19 protein-coding genes and 4 tRNA genes are annotated in these 15,115 nt (G+C 71.1%); 12 read left to right on the top strand and 11 right to left on the bottom strand.

Annotated elements, in window-relative coordinates; translation table 11 throughout:
* Nucleotides 1–70 precede the first annotated feature (70 nt).
* Together L1280_RS12550 and trmH are read right to left on the bottom strand one after the other, a co-directional pair.
* Nucleotides 71–871, bottom strand: coding sequence for a TerC family protein (locus L1280_RS12550; RefSeq protein WP_253582634.1), 801 nt, complete (start codon nt 869–871; stop codon nt 71–73).
* A 47-nt stretch (nt 872–918) separates the two neighbouring features.
* A complete protein-coding gene (gene trmH, locus L1280_RS12545; protein ID WP_253582633.1) occupies nt 919–1,581 on the bottom strand; it encodes a tRNA (guanosine(18)-2'-O)-methyltransferase TrmH in 663 nt (220 codons plus the stop codon).
* 95 nt (nt 1,582–1,676) lie between these two features.
* Here trmH and L1280_RS12540 point away from each other — a divergent pair, with 95 nt between their 5' ends.
* The gene (locus L1280_RS12540) at nt 1,677–2,492 is read left to right on the top strand and encodes a peptidoglycan-binding domain-containing protein (protein WP_253582632.1); all 816 of its coding nucleotides are present in this window, start codon (nt 1,677–1,679) and stop codon (nt 2,490–2,492) included.
* 187 nt (nt 2,493–2,679) lie between these two features.
* Here the strand turns inward: L1280_RS12540 and L1280_RS12535 are convergent.
* From L1280_RS12535 to L1280_RS12515, 5 genes are all read right to left on the bottom strand, one after another.
* Nucleotides 2,680–2,756, bottom strand: a tRNA-Arg gene (locus L1280_RS12535).
* Nucleotides 2,757–2,831: 75 nt separating this feature from the next.
* Entirely contained in the window at nt 2,832–4,235 is a 1,404-nt protein-coding gene (gene lpdA, locus L1280_RS12530) for a dihydrolipoyl dehydrogenase (RefSeq protein WP_253582631.1), read from the bottom strand.
* Nucleotides 4,236–4,338: 103 nt separating this feature from the next.
* Complete coding sequence (gene hemW / locus L1280_RS12525) at nt 4,339–5,493, bottom strand: radical SAM family heme chaperone HemW (protein WP_253582630.1); 1,155 nt, start codon at nt 5,491–5,493, stop codon at nt 4,339–4,341.
* 40 nt (nt 5,494–5,533) lie between these two features.
* Entirely contained in the window at nt 5,534–6,022 is a 489-nt protein-coding gene (locus L1280_RS12520; RefSeq protein WP_253582629.1) for a hypothetical protein, read from the bottom strand.
* 27 nt (nt 6,023–6,049) lie between these two features.
* Nucleotides 6,050–6,412, bottom strand: a complete 363-nt coding sequence (locus L1280_RS12515; protein WP_253582628.1) for a hypothetical protein — start codon at nt 6,410–6,412, stop codon at nt 6,050–6,052.
* 172 nt (nt 6,413–6,584) lie between these two features.
* On the opposite strand from L1280_RS12515, the gene L1280_RS12510 reads away from it, so the two are divergent.
* The 4 genes from L1280_RS12510 (at nt 6,585) to L1280_RS12495 (ending at nt 8,196) form a co-directional block, all read left to right on the top strand.
* A complete protein-coding gene (locus L1280_RS12510) occupies nt 6,585–7,052 on the top strand; it encodes a helix-turn-helix transcriptional regulator (protein ID WP_253582627.1) in 468 nt (155 codons plus the stop codon).
* A complete protein-coding gene (locus tag L1280_RS12505) occupies nt 7,049–7,342 on the top strand; it encodes a hypothetical protein (protein ID WP_253582626.1) in 294 nt (97 codons plus the stop codon). Before L1280_RS12510 ends, L1280_RS12505 begins: the two co-directional genes overlap by 4 nt.
* 39 nt (nt 7,343–7,381) lie before the next feature.
* Nucleotides 7,382–7,705: a hypothetical protein gene (locus tag L1280_RS12500; RefSeq protein ID WP_253582625.1), complete on the top strand. Its 324-nt coding sequence runs from the start codon at nt 7,382–7,384 to the stop codon at nt 7,703–7,705.
* 68 nt (nt 7,706–7,773) lie between these two features.
* Nucleotides 7,774–8,196, top strand: a complete 423-nt coding sequence (locus L1280_RS12495; protein WP_253582624.1) for a hypothetical protein — start codon at nt 7,774–7,776, stop codon at nt 8,194–8,196.
* Nucleotides 8,197–8,330: 134 nt separating this feature from the next.
* Here the strand turns inward: L1280_RS12495 and L1280_RS12490 are convergent.
* The 3 genes from L1280_RS12490 to L1280_RS12480 all read right to left on the bottom strand — a co-directional run bounded on the left by L1280_RS12490 (nt 8,331) and on the right by L1280_RS12480 (nt 8,637).
* Nucleotides 8,331–8,407 (bottom strand) — tRNA-Arg (locus L1280_RS12490).
* Nucleotides 8,408–8,446: 39 nt separating this feature from the next.
* Nucleotides 8,447–8,520 (bottom strand) — tRNA-Gly (locus L1280_RS12485).
* A gap of 40 nt (nt 8,521–8,560) precedes the next feature.
* Nucleotides 8,561–8,637 (bottom strand) — tRNA-Pro (locus L1280_RS12480).
* Between the two features lie 74 nt (nt 8,638–8,711).
* On the opposite strand from L1280_RS12480, the gene mqnP reads away from it, so the two are divergent.
* The 7 genes from mqnP to L1280_RS12445 all read left to right on the top strand — a co-directional run bounded on the left by mqnP (nt 8,712) and on the right by L1280_RS12445 (nt 14,561).
* The gene (gene mqnP, locus L1280_RS12475) at nt 8,712–9,596 is read left to right on the top strand and encodes a menaquinone biosynthesis prenyltransferase MqnP (protein ID WP_253582623.1); all 885 of its coding nucleotides are present in this window, start codon (nt 8,712–8,714) and stop codon (nt 9,594–9,596) included.
* The gene (locus L1280_RS12470; protein WP_253582622.1) at nt 9,578–9,898 is read left to right on the top strand and encodes a hypothetical protein; all 321 of its coding nucleotides are present in this window, start codon (nt 9,578–9,580) and stop codon (nt 9,896–9,898) included. The genes mqnP and L1280_RS12470 overlap by 19 nt, the downstream gene beginning before the upstream one ends.
* Nucleotides 9,899–9,934: 36 nt before the next feature.
* Nucleotides 9,935–10,378, top strand: coding sequence for a hypothetical protein (locus L1280_RS12465; RefSeq protein WP_253582621.1), 444 nt, complete (start codon nt 9,935–9,937; stop codon nt 10,376–10,378).
* 88 nt (nt 10,379–10,466) lie between these two features.
* Nucleotides 10,467–11,060 carry an adenylate/guanylate cyclase domain-containing protein gene (locus L1280_RS12460; protein WP_253582620.1) on the top strand — a complete coding sequence of 198 codons (594 nt, stop codon included), beginning with the start codon at nt 10,467–10,469 and terminating at the stop codon, nt 11,058–11,060.
* Nucleotides 11,061–11,105: 45 nt separating this feature from the next.
* On the top strand, nt 11,106–11,783 hold the full coding sequence (locus tag L1280_RS12455; protein ID WP_010887388.1) for a response regulator transcription factor: 678 nt from the start codon (nt 11,106–11,108) through the stop codon (nt 11,781–11,783).
* A gap of 106 nt (nt 11,784–11,889) precedes the next feature.
* Nucleotides 11,890–13,452: an ATP-binding protein gene (locus tag L1280_RS12450; RefSeq protein WP_253582619.1), complete on the top strand. Its 1,563-nt coding sequence runs from the start codon at nt 11,890–11,892 to the stop codon at nt 13,450–13,452.
* Nucleotides 13,449–14,561 (top strand): hypothetical protein, encoded by a 1,113-nt coding sequence (locus tag L1280_RS12445; protein ID WP_253582618.1) that lies wholly within the window; start codon nt 13,449–13,451, stop codon nt 14,559–14,561. The genes L1280_RS12450 and L1280_RS12445 overlap by 4 nt, the downstream gene beginning before the upstream one ends.
* 51 nt (nt 14,562–14,612) lie before the next feature.
* Here L1280_RS12445 and argR read toward each other — a convergent pair whose 3' ends face one another.
* Nucleotides 14,613–15,074: an arginine repressor gene (argR, locus tag L1280_RS12440; RefSeq protein WP_253582617.1), complete on the bottom strand. Its 462-nt coding sequence runs from the start codon at nt 15,072–15,074 to the stop codon at nt 14,613–14,615.
* Nucleotides 15,075–15,115 lie beyond the last annotated feature (41 nt).

Below are 15,115 nucleotides of genomic sequence, written 5' to 3'. Positions count from 1 at the left end.
CGGCCCCCGGCCCTTCAGGGACAAAAAAACATCCGGCGTGGGTGGCCGGATGCTGGGGGGCGGGGAGCACTCAGCGCCGCTCGAGCTGCTCGTCGGTTTCCAGCAGGTCCACGCCCTCGCGGTGGGCCTCGGCCTCGGCCTGCGCCTCGGACATGGCGGGCTTGCGGGTGGCGAGAAAGGTCCCGATGACGGCGATGGCGGCCATCACGCTCCAGAAGAGGGCTTGCGGCATGTGGAAGGTCGGCACCCACGGGAAGTGCTCGTGGGCGGCTTCCAGCGTCTCGATGCCTAGCTTGACGGCGATCCAGCCCACCAGCGCGTAGGCCACGTTGTCCATCGCCGGGTAGCGGTTGAGCACCTTGAGAAACACGGTCGCCGCGAAGCGCATCAGGATCAGGCCGATGATGCCGCCGATCACCACGATGGTCAGGCCCTGCTCGCGCGGCATGTCACGCGGAATCAGCGCCACGCCCGCCAGGATCGAGTCCACGCTGAAGGCGAGGTCGGTGAGGTTGAGCAGCACGACGGTCGCCCAGAAGCCCCGGCCCCTCGCGCCGCCGCCCTCGGCCCCGCCGTGGTCCTTTTTCGTGAAGTGACTGACGGCGAGGTAGGCGAGGTACAGGGCACCGAAGGCCCGCAGCCACCAGTATTCCAGCACGTAGGAGGCCAGCAACACGCCCAGGATGCGCAGCACGACCGCGCCGCCGATGCCGTAGGCGAGCGCCTTGCGTTGCAGGTCGCCCGCGAGGTGCCGCACCATCACCGCGAGCACCAGCGCGTTGTCGGCCGACAGCAGGCCCTCGAGCAGCACCAGCGTGCCGAGAATCGCCCAGGTCTCGGCGTTGAAGGGAGGCAGTTCGAGATTGAACATAATCGGGTCAGTCTAGCGGCCCGGCCCGTGAGGGTGGGCCACGGTGGTCAGACGATCTGCCCGTCCTCGTCCAGTGCCGGATAGGGCTCGCCCCGCTCGCGGTAGCCCGGCGCGAGGTCCGGGTAGCCCCACTCGAAGGCGAGGCGGGCCAGCTCCTCCGGGGAAAGCTGCGGCGCGTCGTACATCCCGGCGGCGAGGCGCTGGCGCTGCGCCTCGAAGAGGATGGTCGCGGCGGCCACCGACACGTTCAGGCTCTGGACCATCCCGAACATCGGAATGACGATGTTGGCGTCAGCGGCCTCGGCGGCCTCGTCGGACACACCCCATTTCTCGGCGCCCAGCAACACGCAGGTGGGGCGGGTGTAGTCGGGCTCGCGGTAGTCCACGCTGCGCTGCGAGAGGTGGGTGGCGAGCACCTGAAAGCCCCGGCCCTGCAACTCCCGCACGGCAGAGGTGGCGGCCGCGTGTGCCTGCACGGGGACCCACTTGTGGGCGCTGCCGGAGGTGGCCGCATAGGTATGGCCCTTGAAGCCAGCGAGCTGCCCGCCCTGGGGAGGGACGGCGTGGGCCTCAAGCACACCCACCGCGTCGCAGGTCCGCACGATGGCCGAGAGGTTGTGCGGCTTGTTGACCTCGTCCATCAGGACGGTCAGCGTGGGCTGGCGCCGCCGCAGGACCCGCAGAATCTTCTGGTAGCGTTCGGGCGTCATCGGGCCAGAGGCTAGCGCACGGCGCTCAAGCCGCGCTCAACCCTCCCCCGCCCCGCACTCAGGCCCCGTCAGCTTGCGGGTGCTAGCACTGGGGTATGAAGTTTGCCCCCTCCCTGGCCGCCCTGCTGGCCTCTGCCGCCCTCGCCGCCCCGACCGCGCGGGACGTGAACCGGGCCGCGACCCGCGCCGCCGGGACGCTCGACGGTGTGCTGCGGACCTGCCCGACCAGCTTCGCGCGGGTGGGCACGCCGGGCAAGCAGTGCGTGGGCGCGGGCGGCAGCGTCGAAGCGGTGCGCGGCAAGCTCAGCGCGGTGCTGGGCGACGACCTCTACGGGGTGTGGCGCAGCCGCGACGGCCAGCGCAGCGTGTACAACTGGGTCCGCACGACGGGCGGCTACGTGTATCTGCGGGTGCAGCCTGATCCCGAAGGCCGGGCCGGATCGCTGCTCTACTTCGACCTCCCCCCTGAGAGCGAGGGCGGCGCGGCGGCGACACAGGCCGCGCCGCGCGTGACGGTGAAGCCCACCCCCGCTCCGGCGGCGACCACGCCAGCGCCCCGGCCTGCCCCCACGCCCCAACCCGCCCAGACGCCTCGCCCGGCTCCGGCGGCCACGACGACCACGCCCCGTTCGCTCGCTCCGGTCCCCTTCACGCGGACCCTGCGGCTGCAAGCCCAGCGCATGAACGGCGCCGACGTCCGCGCGGCGCAAGACCGCCTGATCGCCCTGACCCGGCCCAGCGGCGGCGGGCGCGGCGACGGCTGGTACGGCCCGGTCACGGCGGCAACGGTGCGGGCCTTCCAGGCCGCCAACGGCCTGCCGGGCACGGGAACCCTGGACCGCGCGACGTGGACCCGGCTCTTCAGCGAGCAGGCCCGGACCTTCCCGGCCAGCAGCATCGAGTTGCCCTGAGCCCCCGCACCGCCCAGGAAAAGCTCCCGCACAGGGTCGGGAGCGGTAGACCCGACTTCACCCGGCCGGGTTGAATTGTGGAACACCCTCAGTGTGGGGGGCCTGCATGCGAGTCCGATTTGGGCGAAGTCTGGTGGCCTTCATAGAAGGCGAAGCCCCCTGGCCGGGGGGCCAGGGGCAGCGCAGGTGGTGCACTCGACTGGATTCGAACCAGTGGCCTGCCCCTTAGGAGGGGGCCGCTCTATCCAACTGAGCTACGAGTGCGGGGGCGGGCGCACAGCGGGCCGAGTATAGCAGGGGGCGCGGGGAAGCTTCCTCGCCCGCCCCCCCCCTCGCCGCTCAGCGGTTCATGATGTGAATCGCCTGCTTGTGGACGGCCTCGGCGGCCTCCAGCACCGTCTCGCCCAGGGTGGGGTGGGCGTGGATGGTCAGGGCGATGTCGGTGGCGGTCGCCGCCATCTCCAGCGCGAGGCTGGCCTCGCCCAGCATGTCGGAGGCGTGCGGCCCCACGATATGCACGCCGAGCAGCAGGTCGGTGTCCTTTTCCACCACCATCTTCACGAAGCCGTCGGTCTGCTGGAGGGTCATCGCGCGGCCCGACGCCGAGAGGGGGAAGACGCCGGTCTTGACCTGGTAGCCCTTTTCCTTGGCCTCGAGTTCGGTCAGGCCCACCCAGGCGAGTTCGGGCGAGGTGTACACCACGCCGGGGATGGCGACGGCATCCTGCGCGGCGGGCTTCCCGGCGATGACCTCGGCGGCGACGAGGCCTTCCTTCATCGCCTTGTGGGCCAGCATGGGGTTGCTCGCCACGTCACCGATGGAGTAGATATGCCCCACGTTGGTGCGCTGCTGCTGGTCGGCGGGGATAAAGCCCCGGTCGGTGACGTGCACGCCCGCCGCCTGCGCGTTCAGGCCGTCGGTGCGGGGACGGCGGCCCACCGCCACGAGCACCCGGTCGAAGACCTCCACCCGCTTCTCGCCGGTCTTCACGTTCTCGATCTCGACGTGGATGCCGTCGTCCTTCTGAACGGCGGAGTTGGCCTTCGTCTCGGTCTCGAACTCGATGCCCTGCTTCTTCATCGCCTTGCCGAACTCGCGCACGGCGTCGGCGTCTGCGCCGGGGATGATGGTGGGCAGGAACTCGATGATGCGGACCTTGGAGCCGAGGTTGTTGTAGACGTGCGCGAACTCGAAGCTGATCACGCCGCCGCCCACGCACAGCATCCGCGCGGGAATGGGGTCGGGCACCACGAGCGCCCCGGTCGAGTCCACGATGCGCTGCTGATCGACCTCGATGCCGGGCAGGCGGGCGGGTTCCGACCCGGTGGCGATGATGATGTTGGCCGCCGTGTAGGTCTGGTCGCCCACCCTGACGGTGTGCTCGTCCACGAAGGAGGCCTGACCCCTGAGGTGCGTCACCTTGTTCGCCTTGAAGAGGCTGCTCACGCCGCCCGTCAGCTTCTTGACGATGCCGTCCTTCCAGCCGTTGAGCCTGGAAACATCCAGCGTTTGCTCCCCGAACGAGAGGCCGAACTCGGAGGCGTGGCGGGCCGCCGCCATCTGCTCGCCCGCGTGCAGCAGGGCCTTGGTGGGAATGCAGCCCACGTTGAGACATACGCCGCCCACCGACTCGCGCTCGGCGCAGGCCACCTTGAGGCCGAGTTGCGCCGCGCGGATCGCGGCGTGGTAGCCGCCCGGCCCGGCCCCGATCACGAGCACGTCGAAATCCATCTGCTTGGTCATGGGGGGCAGTCTACCGTCCCCCCGCAGGCGGCCCGTGTCCCGCGCCGGAAGTCGGAGTGCGGGCAGCCATCAGTGGAGGTGGTGAGTCCGGACAGACGGGACGTTACGCCTCCAAGAAGTCCGTGACCACCCGGTTGAGCACCCACCAGCCCTGCGGCGTGGCCCGCAACCGGTCCCCCTCCAGCACGAGCAGGCCGCGCTCCACGTTGGCGGCGATGGGCACGGCATAGCGGGTCCGCACGTCCACCCCGCTGCGCCGCGACAGGTCGGCCAGGTCCAGCCCCGCCCGCAGCCGCAACCCCATGAAGAGGGCGTCGGTGACGTAATCTTCGGGCAAAATGGCCTCGGCCTCCCCCCCCTCCCCCGTAAGCCAGTCGTGGAGATGGGGGTTGGTGCGGCGCAGGGTGAGGGCCGCTTCTCCCGACTCCTCGACCCCCCGACCCCTCGACCCCCGGAGTGCCGGATAGTGCCCCGCCGCCCCCGGCCCCAGCCCCAGGTAGGTGCGCCCCTCCCAGTAGGCGAGGTTGTGGCGCGACTCCTGGCCGGGGCGGGCGTAGTTGCTGATCTCGTAGCGGGAGAAGCCGAGGTCGGTCAGGCGGGCCTCCGTCTCCTCGAAGCCCCGGCGCTCGTCGTCCTCCCCCACCGTCACGCCTCGGCGGGCGAACTCGGTGCCCGGCTCGATGGTCAGGGTGTAGGCGCTGACATGCCCCACGCCCAGCTCGACGAGGCCGCGAATATCGGCCTCCAGCGGCTGTCCGGGCACGGCGGTAATCAAATCTCCACTGACGCGGAAGCCCGCCCCTACCAGCTCGCGCACGGCCTCCCGCGCCTGCCGGGCGTCGTGCTGGCGGCCCAGGAACTTCAGGGTGGGGTCGTCGAGGCTCTGCACGCCCACCGAGGCGCGGCCGAAGCCGAGGTCACGCCACAGGTCCGCCCGCGCCGGGCTGACCGTGCCGGGATTGATCTCCAGGGTGTTCTCGGCGCGGCCCCAGCCCAGGTGACGCCGGACGCTCCCCACCAGCGCCGTGATCTCCGCGTCGCGCAGGAAGCTGGGGGTGCCGCCGCCGATATAGACGGTATCGAGGTCCACCGGGTATTCGTCCGCCAGCCGCGCCGCTTCCTCCTCCACCCGCTCCAGATACCGCTCGACCAGCCCGGCCCGCCGCGTCAGGACGTGGAAGTCGCAGTAGGGGCAGATGGTGGGGCAGAAGGGGACATGGACATACAGGTGGCGAACGGTGGGGTCGAGGGCGGGCACGGGGGCAGGGTACGCGGTGCGCGGGAGGCGGATTGGGGGCCTACCGCCCGTGCGGGGTGGCGTCCATCCAGGCTTCCAGGGCGGTGCGGACGCCCTCCGGGGAGACCACCACGACCGGCACGCCCAGCGACGCGGCGGCGCTCGCGGCGGGGCACTCGCCCTCCGCGCCGCCGAGGTCCAGGGCCGCCGTCCAGGCCGGGAAGGTGCCGCCCTCGCGGTAGACGACGCCGCCCCTGTCCTCCACCTCCTGCTCCGGCACCGTGACCTCCGGCCCGGCGGTCAGCGTCCGCCCTCCGACGATGAGCACGCCGCGCACGGGGCCTTCGTGCAGGGCGGCGAGCAGGGGCGTCAGGCCCTCGTGCACGAGCAGGCGGACCTCGCCCTTGCCGTCGAGGGCTTGCAGCGTAGCGGGCAGCTCACTCGCCCGCTCGGGGGGCGCGGCGACGAGCCAGCGGTGGCCCCCCGCCCGGCCCTCGAACAGGGCGCAGGCCGAGCCGTAGAGGTCCGTCCAGGTGCGGGTGTGGTTCATGGAGGCCAGCATACCGAGCCCCCATCTCTACCCGCCCTCCCGCTCCAGCCGCCCCAGCAGGTCACGTGCCCGGCGCTCGCACCAGCCGGGGCCGAACTGCCCGCCCGCCACGTCGCGCAGGTAGTCCAGCAGCAGGCGGCGGTCGAGGTGCAGGGCGGTCAGCCCGTCTTCCAGCTCCGTGAGGCGGGTGCGGGCGGCCTCCAGTTCGGCCTCTCGCGCCGCCACCTGCCCCCGCAACTCACCGATCTCGGCCCGGAACTCGCCGCGCAGCCCCGCCGCCTGGCTCCACGCCGTTTCCCGGCCCCGCAGCAGCAGCGTCAGCCCACTGATCAGCAGGCCGCCCACCCCGGTGACGGCGGCGAGCAGTTCGGTGGGGGTGAGTAGGGGCATGGAAGACCTCCTGGAGTTGCGAGAGGTCGCAACATGGTGTTCTGCTGGAAGCGAATTCTGGGTCTGGGTTTAGTGCTGGACATTGTGGCGGCTCTGCCACCCGGTGTCAAGCGACAGGTCGCAAGTCGAGTTGCGATTCATCCCAGGAGGGGCTACGCTGGGGACACCGCCTATGACCCAGCCTGCCCCTCCTCTCTCCCCTACCGAAGCGGGCGAGTTCCTGCGGCGCAAGCTGCGGGAGCGGGGACTGACCCAGGCGCAGTTGGCCGGTCGGGCGGGGATTCCCGATCCCGGTTACCTCAGCCACCTGCTGAAGGGGCGGGTCAACGTGGCCGAGTCCAAGTACCTGCGGGCCATCGCGGACGTGCTGGGGCTGACGGCCGAGGAGTTGCGGCGGCTCAACCCGGCGCTGGTCATGGAGGTCGCGGCCCCATCCCCGCTCCTTCCCTCCCCGGATATCCCAGAGGGGCTGCGTGAGGCGGGGGAGCGGTACGCGGCGGTCGATCCCCTGATCGCGCACCCGAAGGTGCAGGCGGCGCTGGCACAGGCGGGCAACTTCTATGGCCGGGGACCGCAGACCCCGCAGGAGTGGTTCCGGTACTTCACCAGCGTGCGCGAGTGGATCGAGGTGGAGCCGTGAGCGAGCTGGGGGCGGCCTTTCTGGAGTTCGTGGACCGGGTGCACGCCGCGCACGGCTACGAGACGGACTTCTGGCGGCTGGCGGCCAGCCTGGATATTCCGGTCGCGCCGGGGCCGTTCAGCAGCACGGTGTCGCTGCCGCGCACGGTCATCACGCTGGAGGAGAGCGTGTACCGCAGCGAGCGGACCTTCGTGAAGATGCACGAGGTCAGCCACGCCCTGCTGCGCGACAGCGGCATCGAGGCCCAGTTGCGCTGGCAGACCGACTCGCCCGAGGAATTCCGCGCCTAGGTCGAGGCCTACTGCAACTACGGGGCCGCGCAACTCCAGATGCCGGGGCCGCTGCTGGAGCAGGCCCTGCGGCGCTACGGGGTGAGTCCGGGGGCCGTGCTGCATCTGGCCGAGGTCAGCCGCACCAGCCTGCCGGTGGCGATGCGCCGCCTGGTGTACGGCCGACTGGAACCCGACGCCCACCGGGCCGCCTTCCTGACCCAGCGCAGCTACGTGCGCGACGTGGCGAGCGCCAACATTTCCCTGGACTTCGGGGTGGGTGCCCGCGTCCCCGAGATCGCGCTGCGGCAACCCGATGCCCGGCTGCGGCGGGTGCCGCGCGAGTACGGGGCGGGGCTGGTGCTGGGGACCGTGGCGTGGTGAGGGCGGGAGGCGCGAATTCCCCGACGGCTGCACCGGAGCTGTGGACCCCGGTTTGTTACAGTCGGGGGGTGAGCACCGAATCCCTTCAGCCCCTCGAATCGGCCCTGGCCGCTCCGCTGCTGCGCGGGTTGCGCGACGTGATGGCGCGGCACGGCGCCTTGAGCCTGCGTGCACGCGCCGGGGAGACGGGGTCCCTGGGGCTGGGAACGGGCGGCATGGCCCGCCCCGTCGCCCTGCACCTGACCTGGGCGCACCCTGACGACCTGGCCCGGCTGCGGCAGGCGGCGGCCCTCCCGGCGGACGCGAGGCTGGAGGAGGAACGCGACGAGGTGACCTTTTACGCCGACCTGCTGATGGCCCTGCTGCGCCTGAACGTGGAACGGGCCGAGTTCGGGCCGGGGGGCCGCCTCGCTTTTGTGCACGACGCGCGGGAGCCGGGCGGCGTGGCCTTTGTGGGCGAGGGCCTCGTCTTCGCGCCCCGGCAGGCTTGATCCGGGTTCCGCCCACTCCGTTCTCCCCTTCGGCCGCTTTGCCAGTCCGCTCGGGCTGAACGGTTCTCCCACCGCTTCACCGGACCCCACGGGACCCAGCAGCACTCCCCCACACCGGGTGGGGGAGGCTCTTGTGGCGCACCCTGTAGGACTCGAACCTACGACCGACCGCTTAGAAGGCGGTTGCTCTATCCAACTGAGCTAAGGGTGCCCGGAGATGAAAAAAGCCTCCGCGGGGGAGGCTCAAATCTGGAGCGGGATCACGGATTCGAACCGAGGCCAGAAGCTTGGAAGGCTGCTGTGCTACCACTACACCAATCCCGCCCGGGTGCTGCGCGTGCTGCCCTTTCCCTGCGGAAAAAGCTGGTCGAGGCGACTGGATTCGAACCAGCGACCCCTTGGTCCCAAACCAAGTGCGCTACCGGCCTGCGCTACGCCTCGCTTCCCTGCACCCGCGCGGGAGGCATGATAGCAGAGGACAACCGGAATGTGCAGGGGGAGTATGCTGGGCGGCTGTGAACGCGGCGGCCCGTGTCAAGACCTACCTCGACCTCGTGAAGTTCGAGCACACCGTGTTCGCGCTGCCCTTCGCCTACGCGGGGATGCTGCTCGCCAGCATGCAGGCGCGGGGCACGGGCTGGCCCGGCTGGGAGGTGCTGCTGTGGGTCACCGTGGCGATGGCCGGGGCGCGGACCGCCGCGATGGCTGCCAACCGGGTGATCGACCGCTTCATCGACGCCCGCAACCCCCGCACGGCGGGCCGTGAGGTCCCCAGCGGCAAGGTCCGCCCCGCGCAGGCGTGGGCGCTGGTGATCGTCAGCCTCGCGGTCATGGCGTTCGCGGCGGCGCAGCTCAATCCGCTGTGCCTCGCGCTGATGCCGCTGGCGGTCCTCTTCCTGATCGGGTACCCATATACCAAGCGCTATACCTGGCTGTGTCACGCCTGGCTGGGCGTCACCGACGGGGCGGCGGCGGCGGGCGGCTGGATCGCCGTGACGGGCGAGTTCGCGCCCGGCGCATGGCTGCTGTGGGCCGTCGTGATCTTTTGGATGATCGGGCTGGACGTGATCTACGCGACCCTGGACTACCGCTTCGACCTCGCCAACGGGGTCAGGAGCATCCCCGCCCGCTTCGGCATCCCCCGCGCCCTGCGGATCGCGGCGGCGAGCCACGGCCTCACCTTCGCGCTGCTGCTCGCGGTGGGGGTGGTCACGGGGGCGAGCGTCTGGTATTACCTCGCCGCACTCGTCATGGGGGGCATCCTGCTGTACGAGCACCGCATCGTGAACCCGGAGGACCTCGGGCGCGTCAACGTGGCCTTTTTCGACGCGAACATGTGGCTGGCCCTCACCATGCTGGCGGGGGTCATCCTGGACGTGACGTGGCGCACCTTGACCTGAGCGGGCCGGAAGAGCGGGCGGGACTGGTGCCGCCGGACGCGGCCAGGGCCTTTCGGGACGGCGACGAACGCCTCGCCCTGACCGGTCTGCGCCGTGCCCAGGCGCGGGAGGAAGCTGGGAGCCTGCGCTGGGCCGTGCTGGAGCGCCTGTGCGGGCTGGTCCTGATTCACCTGCTGCGGGAAGTGGAGGGGACTTTCGCGCTGGAGCGGGCCGACCCGGTCCTCGACGCGGCGGGTGTGCCCCAGCCGGGGCTGGAGTGGCTGGAGGAGGGGGACAGGGGCGAGGGGGGAGCGGTGCCCTAGAATCTCCCCCATGCACGCCGAGAGGAAGCTGGCGCCTTGACGCTGGAAAGTTCGGACACCGAGTTCGCGGTGACCTACGCGCCCCACGCGGCCGAGGGCGTGCTCTATCCCGGCCGCGAGGGCAGCCCGCTGCTGGAGTTCGCGGCGGGGGGACGGGTGCTCTACCTCTTTGACCGCAGTGGCCCCTACGCCGCGCGGCCCGGCCCGGCCCGTTTCGTGATCCACGGCCTGCTCGACCCGGCAGGCACGCGGCGCCTGGAGTGGGACGAGGCGGCAGAAGAACACCTGGAGGTCGTCGGCGTCTCGGCCGTGAGCGGGCGGGGACGGGTCCTGAATGTGGGCCGCCAGATCTGGGTGGTGCAGGCGCGGGTGCCGTTGGTGCTGGGGCATTTCGGGGGCCTGCCCGCCGTGCAACCGGGAGACGGGGTGGCCTTCCGGACGCTGCCGCCCCTCCACGGCTTCGTGGTGCCCGCCCACTGAACCCCCCCTCATGAAGAGGTGAGGGGGCCATGTGAGGCAGATGGGGCTTTACCCAAGAGCGGTGCCGGACGCATAGTGGGGCCGGACCATGACCCACCTGCTGCTGCCGCTGCCCGCCGACCCTCCCGCCCCCGAGCAGGCGTGCTTGGTGATGGTCGACCTGGTGGGCAGCACCCGCATCGCGCATGGGCTGTCCCTGGGGGCCTACGCCACGCTGATGGCCGAGTTCGTGCAGGTACTGATGCTGAGTTTCGAGGTGCATGGCGGACAGGTCTTGCAGCACCAGGGCGACGCGGTGCTGGCGCTGTGGCCCGCCGAGCGCGCGGAGCAGGCCCTGCGGGCAGCCGTTGAGGCCCACGACCGCGCCGCCCACCTGGGACTGGCCGGGTCGCTGGGGCTCACGCTTCAGGTGCGTTCGGGGGTCGCCTCGGGCGAGGTCGTGACCGGCGTGGTGGGCGGGCAGCCCAGTGCCTACGGTCTGCCCGTCAACTACGCCCGGCGCCTGTGTGACGCCGCCGAGCCCGGCGAGACCCTGATCTGTGAGGCGGCGGCGCGGGCCGTGGGGAGCGCGGCGGCGCTGCGGCCCCGCCCCCTGCCTCCCCTGCGCGGCTTCGGACCGGACTGCCGCGCCCACCGGGTGTTGCCCGGCGCCGTCCCCACAACCCCCATGAAAACCGGTTAAGCGGCCGGGCCGTCTTCTCATGAGAGCGGTTCTTAGACTGGCCGCATGGAACGCAAGCCCCTGGTCCTCGTCATCGAGGATGAAAAAGACATCGCCCGCTTCATCGAACTGGAGCTGGCCGCCGAGGGGTACGCCACCGAGGTGGCTTTCGACGGCGTAACCGGCCTGAGCAAATTCCGCGAGGTCAACCCGGACCTCGTCATCCTCGACCTGATGCTGCCGGTGCTCGACGGCCTGGAGGTCGCTCGGCGCATCCGCAAGACCAGCAACACGCCCATCATCATCCTGACGGCCAAAGACGGCATTCAGGACAAGGTCGAGGGGCTGGACTCGGGCGCCGACGACTACCTGATCAAGCCCTTTTCCATCGAGGAACTGCTCGCCCGCGTCCGCGCCCACCTGCGCCGGGTGAACCCCGCCGTCACGGGCGAGGTGCGGGTGGCCGACCTGGTGATGAACCTCGACGGGCGCGAGATTTTCCGGGGGGGGCGGCGGGTCGAGCTGTCGGCCAAGGAGTTCGAGTTGCTCGAGCTGCTGGCCCGCAACCCCGGCAAGGTCTTTTCCCGCTTCGAGATCGAGGAAAAGGTCTGGCCCGAGTACACCGGCGGCAGCAACGTGGTCGACGTGTATATCGGCTACCTGCGCCGCAAGCTCGAGGAGGGCGGCGAGCGGCGCCTGATCCACACCGTGCGCGGGGTGGGGTACGTGCTGCGCGAGGAGTAGGGGCCGGGAGGCGGGAGGGTACACTGCCGGGCGTGACAGGCTTTCCTGACGCGCCCGGTTTCGCTGTGTTCCGGCGCCACCGTCCCGCCCCGGTGGGTGCCGCCCCGTGAGCCTGCGCTGGCGGCTGACCCTGTTCTACAGCGGGCTGGTCGCGCTGGTGCTCGCGGCCGTGTCGGTGTCGGTGTTCTTTACCATCCGGGGCAGCCTGATCGGCAACCTCGAGCGCGAACTGGGCAATTCCTACCTGCTGCTGCGGGACGTGGTGCCGGGGCTGAACCTCAAGGACCCCTCGACCTCCGAGGAGCGGGACGCGGCCGGAATCCTGCCCCGGGCGGTCTACCTCTTTCCCGACGACGCCATTCAGGTCGAGGAGCTGCCGACCTACGACCTGGCCTCGCTGATGCGGGATTTCGGTGAGGCGCGGGACCCGCAGGCGCGGCGGCAACTGCTGAACTTCGTGCGCAGTCAGGCGGGCAGTCGGCGGCAGTTCATCCGGATGGGTCCGGACAACGCCATCCGGCTCTCCGACGAGGAACTCACCCGCCTGATCGGGTCGCCGAACGGGCGCATCCTGGTCGAGCGGGAGGTGCGCGACCCCTACACCGACATCCGCCGCCCGCACCTGTTCATGGTGGTGCTGGGGCCGCTGCAACTCGACCCCGGAGCGCCGCCCAACCTCGCCGTGGCCTATGTCGGGCGCCCGCTCGACCCGGCGCTGCGGACCCTCGCGCAGCTTCAGCGGGGGGTGCTCGCGCTGAGCCTGCTGGGCCTGCTCGCGGCGGCGGCGGGGGCGTATGTCCTGGCGGGCCGGGCGCTGCGGCCCCTGCGGCAGGTGCGGCAGGCTGCCGAAGGGATCGGCGGGCAGAACCTGGACGAGCGGGTGCCCGTGCCCAGGACCGGGGACGAGGTGCAGGCGCTCGCGCAGGCGCTGAACGCCATGCTGGGCCGCCTCCAGGCCAGCTTCGAGGCGCAGCGCCGCTTCACGTCCGACGCCAGCCACGAACTGCGCACGCCGGTCACCGCGATCAGCGGGCACGCGGGCTACCTGCTGCGGCGCACCAACCCGACCGGGCAGCAGCGCGAGAGCCTGAACATCATCCGCAGCGAATCCGAGCGCCTCACCGCCCTGATCGCCAGCCTGCTGGAACTCGCCCGCTCGGACAGCGGGGCGCTGACCCTGACCCGCCAGCCCATCCTCTCGACCCTCTTTCTGGGCGAGGTGGCCCGCGAACTCGCCCCGCTGGGGCAGGCGCAGGGCACCGAGCTGCGCGTCGCGGGCGAGGAGGTGGCCTTTGAGGGCGACCCCGACCGCCTCAAGCAGGTCTTGATCAACCTCGTCGGCAACGCGCTCAAGGCGGGGGCCACCACCGTCACCCTGACGAGCACCCCGCAGGAGGAGGGCCGCGAGGTGCGCCTGAGCGTGGGGGACGACGGCCCCGGTATTCCGCCCGAGCACCTCTCGCGCCTCTTCGACCGCTTCTACCGGGTCGAGGACAGCCGCAGCCGCGATGCAGGCGGCGCCGGGCTGGGCCTCAGCATCGCCAAGGGCATCGTGGACGCCCACGGCGGGCGCATCTGGCTGGAGAGCGAGGTCGGGAAGGGGACCGTCGCCCACGTGCAGCTTCCGGTGGGGGACGTGCCGGAGCTGGAAGACGGCGACGTGCCGTGAGTGGGGGCACGCGCCAGACCTTCAACCCCGGCCTGAACCGGGTCACCCTGGGCCACTTCGGTGGGCTTCCGGACGGCATGGCGGGCAGCCTGGCGCACGAATGGTTGGCGACGTGGAGCATCGCGCCCCGGATGCGGGCCGAGCTGGGCACCCCGGACCTGCCCCCCATCCCCGCCGCCCGGAAGCGGGACATCGCGCGGCTGTGCCTCCAGCGGCTGCCCCGGCGCACCCAGGGCCTCCCCAGCCTGCTGCGGAGCAGCGTGGGGGAACTGCACGCCCGGAAGATGCGGGTGTGCAGCCGCTATCCAGAAGCTCTGGAGGAGCGCCTTTCTCGGGGAGACCCCCGCGCCGCCGCCTTCGCGGACCGTCTGGGCCTGGCGCTGGCGGCCCTCGTGGCGACCCTGAAGCTGGCCCCGGCGGAGAGCCGCGCGGCCCGGCCCGACTGGCCGGAGACGCACTGGAACCGCTGGGGGCAGGTCAACGACATCGTCCTGGGTGGGGGTGTGCTGAGCGGAACGTTGGGCCAGCACCTCGCCTCCACGGCGAGGGAGTGGCTGCCCCGGCTGGGCGTGGAGGGCGTGCGGCTGCATCTCTTCGCGCAGCCGCGCCTGTTGATGCTGCACGGTGCCGCGCGGCAGTACCGGGAGGGGCCGGTGCTCGTGCTGGACGCCGGGCACACCGCGGTCAAGCGGGCTTACGCGGAGGTCTCGGCGGGCGAGGTCCAGGAGGTGCGGCCCGCGCCCCTTCTGCCGACTCCGTATGAAGTCAGCGACGGGCACCGACTGCTGGACTTTCTGGCCGGGGCCATGCTGGAGACTCTTTCCGCACAGGAACGGGCCGAACAGGTGGCCGTCAGCCTCTCGGCGCATCTGGACGGGGCGGGAAACGTGAGCCCGGCAACGGCGGCCAGCAGCTTTTACGGCTCCCTCGCCGGACTTGATCTGGAAGCGGGCCTACGGGAACGCCTGGACGGAAGGCTCGGCCCCTCGTGTCAGGTCCGGGTGATCCACGAGGGCCAGGCCGCTGTGCACGGCCTGCCGGGGATGGACGCGGCGCTGCTGCTGGGCACCTCGGTGGGAGGGGCGCTGCGGGGGCGCGGGGAGCGGTAAGCGGGACCCGCCCGCCCCACCCACGCACCGCGCACTGCCTCCCGCACCCCATCACCCCAGCATCAGCGCGTGCAACTCCTCCATCAGCTCCTCGCCCTCGGCGGTGGTGCGGGCGACGAGGAAGATGGTGTCCTCGCCCGCGATGGTGCCCACGATGTCGTCGCGGCGCAGGCGGTCAAGCAGCAGCGCCACCCCGGTGGCGTGGCCGTCGGCGGTGCGAATCACCAGGATGTTCTCGCCCCGGTCCACGTCCTTGACGAAGTTCTGAAAGAGGCGCCCGAGTTCTTCTTCGACCCCCTGATGCCCCGCCATCTGCGCCAGGGCGTAGCGGTGGCGGCCCTTGCCGACGGGCACGCGCACCAGCCGCAGCTCGTTGATGTCGCGGCTGACGGTGGCCTGGGTGACCTGAATGCCCTCCGAACGCAGACGCTCAACAAGTTCGGCCTGGGTGGAGACGCTCTCGCGGGCGATGATGTCCTGAATGCGCTTCTGGCGCTGGTCCTTGCTGAGCATTGCGCTCATGGTATGCAGCGGGAGTGAATAAGGCAACGGTG

Source organism: Deinococcus sp. HSC-46F16 (assembly GCF_024171495.1).
In the GTDB taxonomy this organism is placed as follows: Bacteria; Deinococcota; Deinococci; order Deinococcales; family Deinococcaceae; genus Deinococcus.
This window is presented reverse-complemented; position numbering and strand designations above follow the sequence as displayed.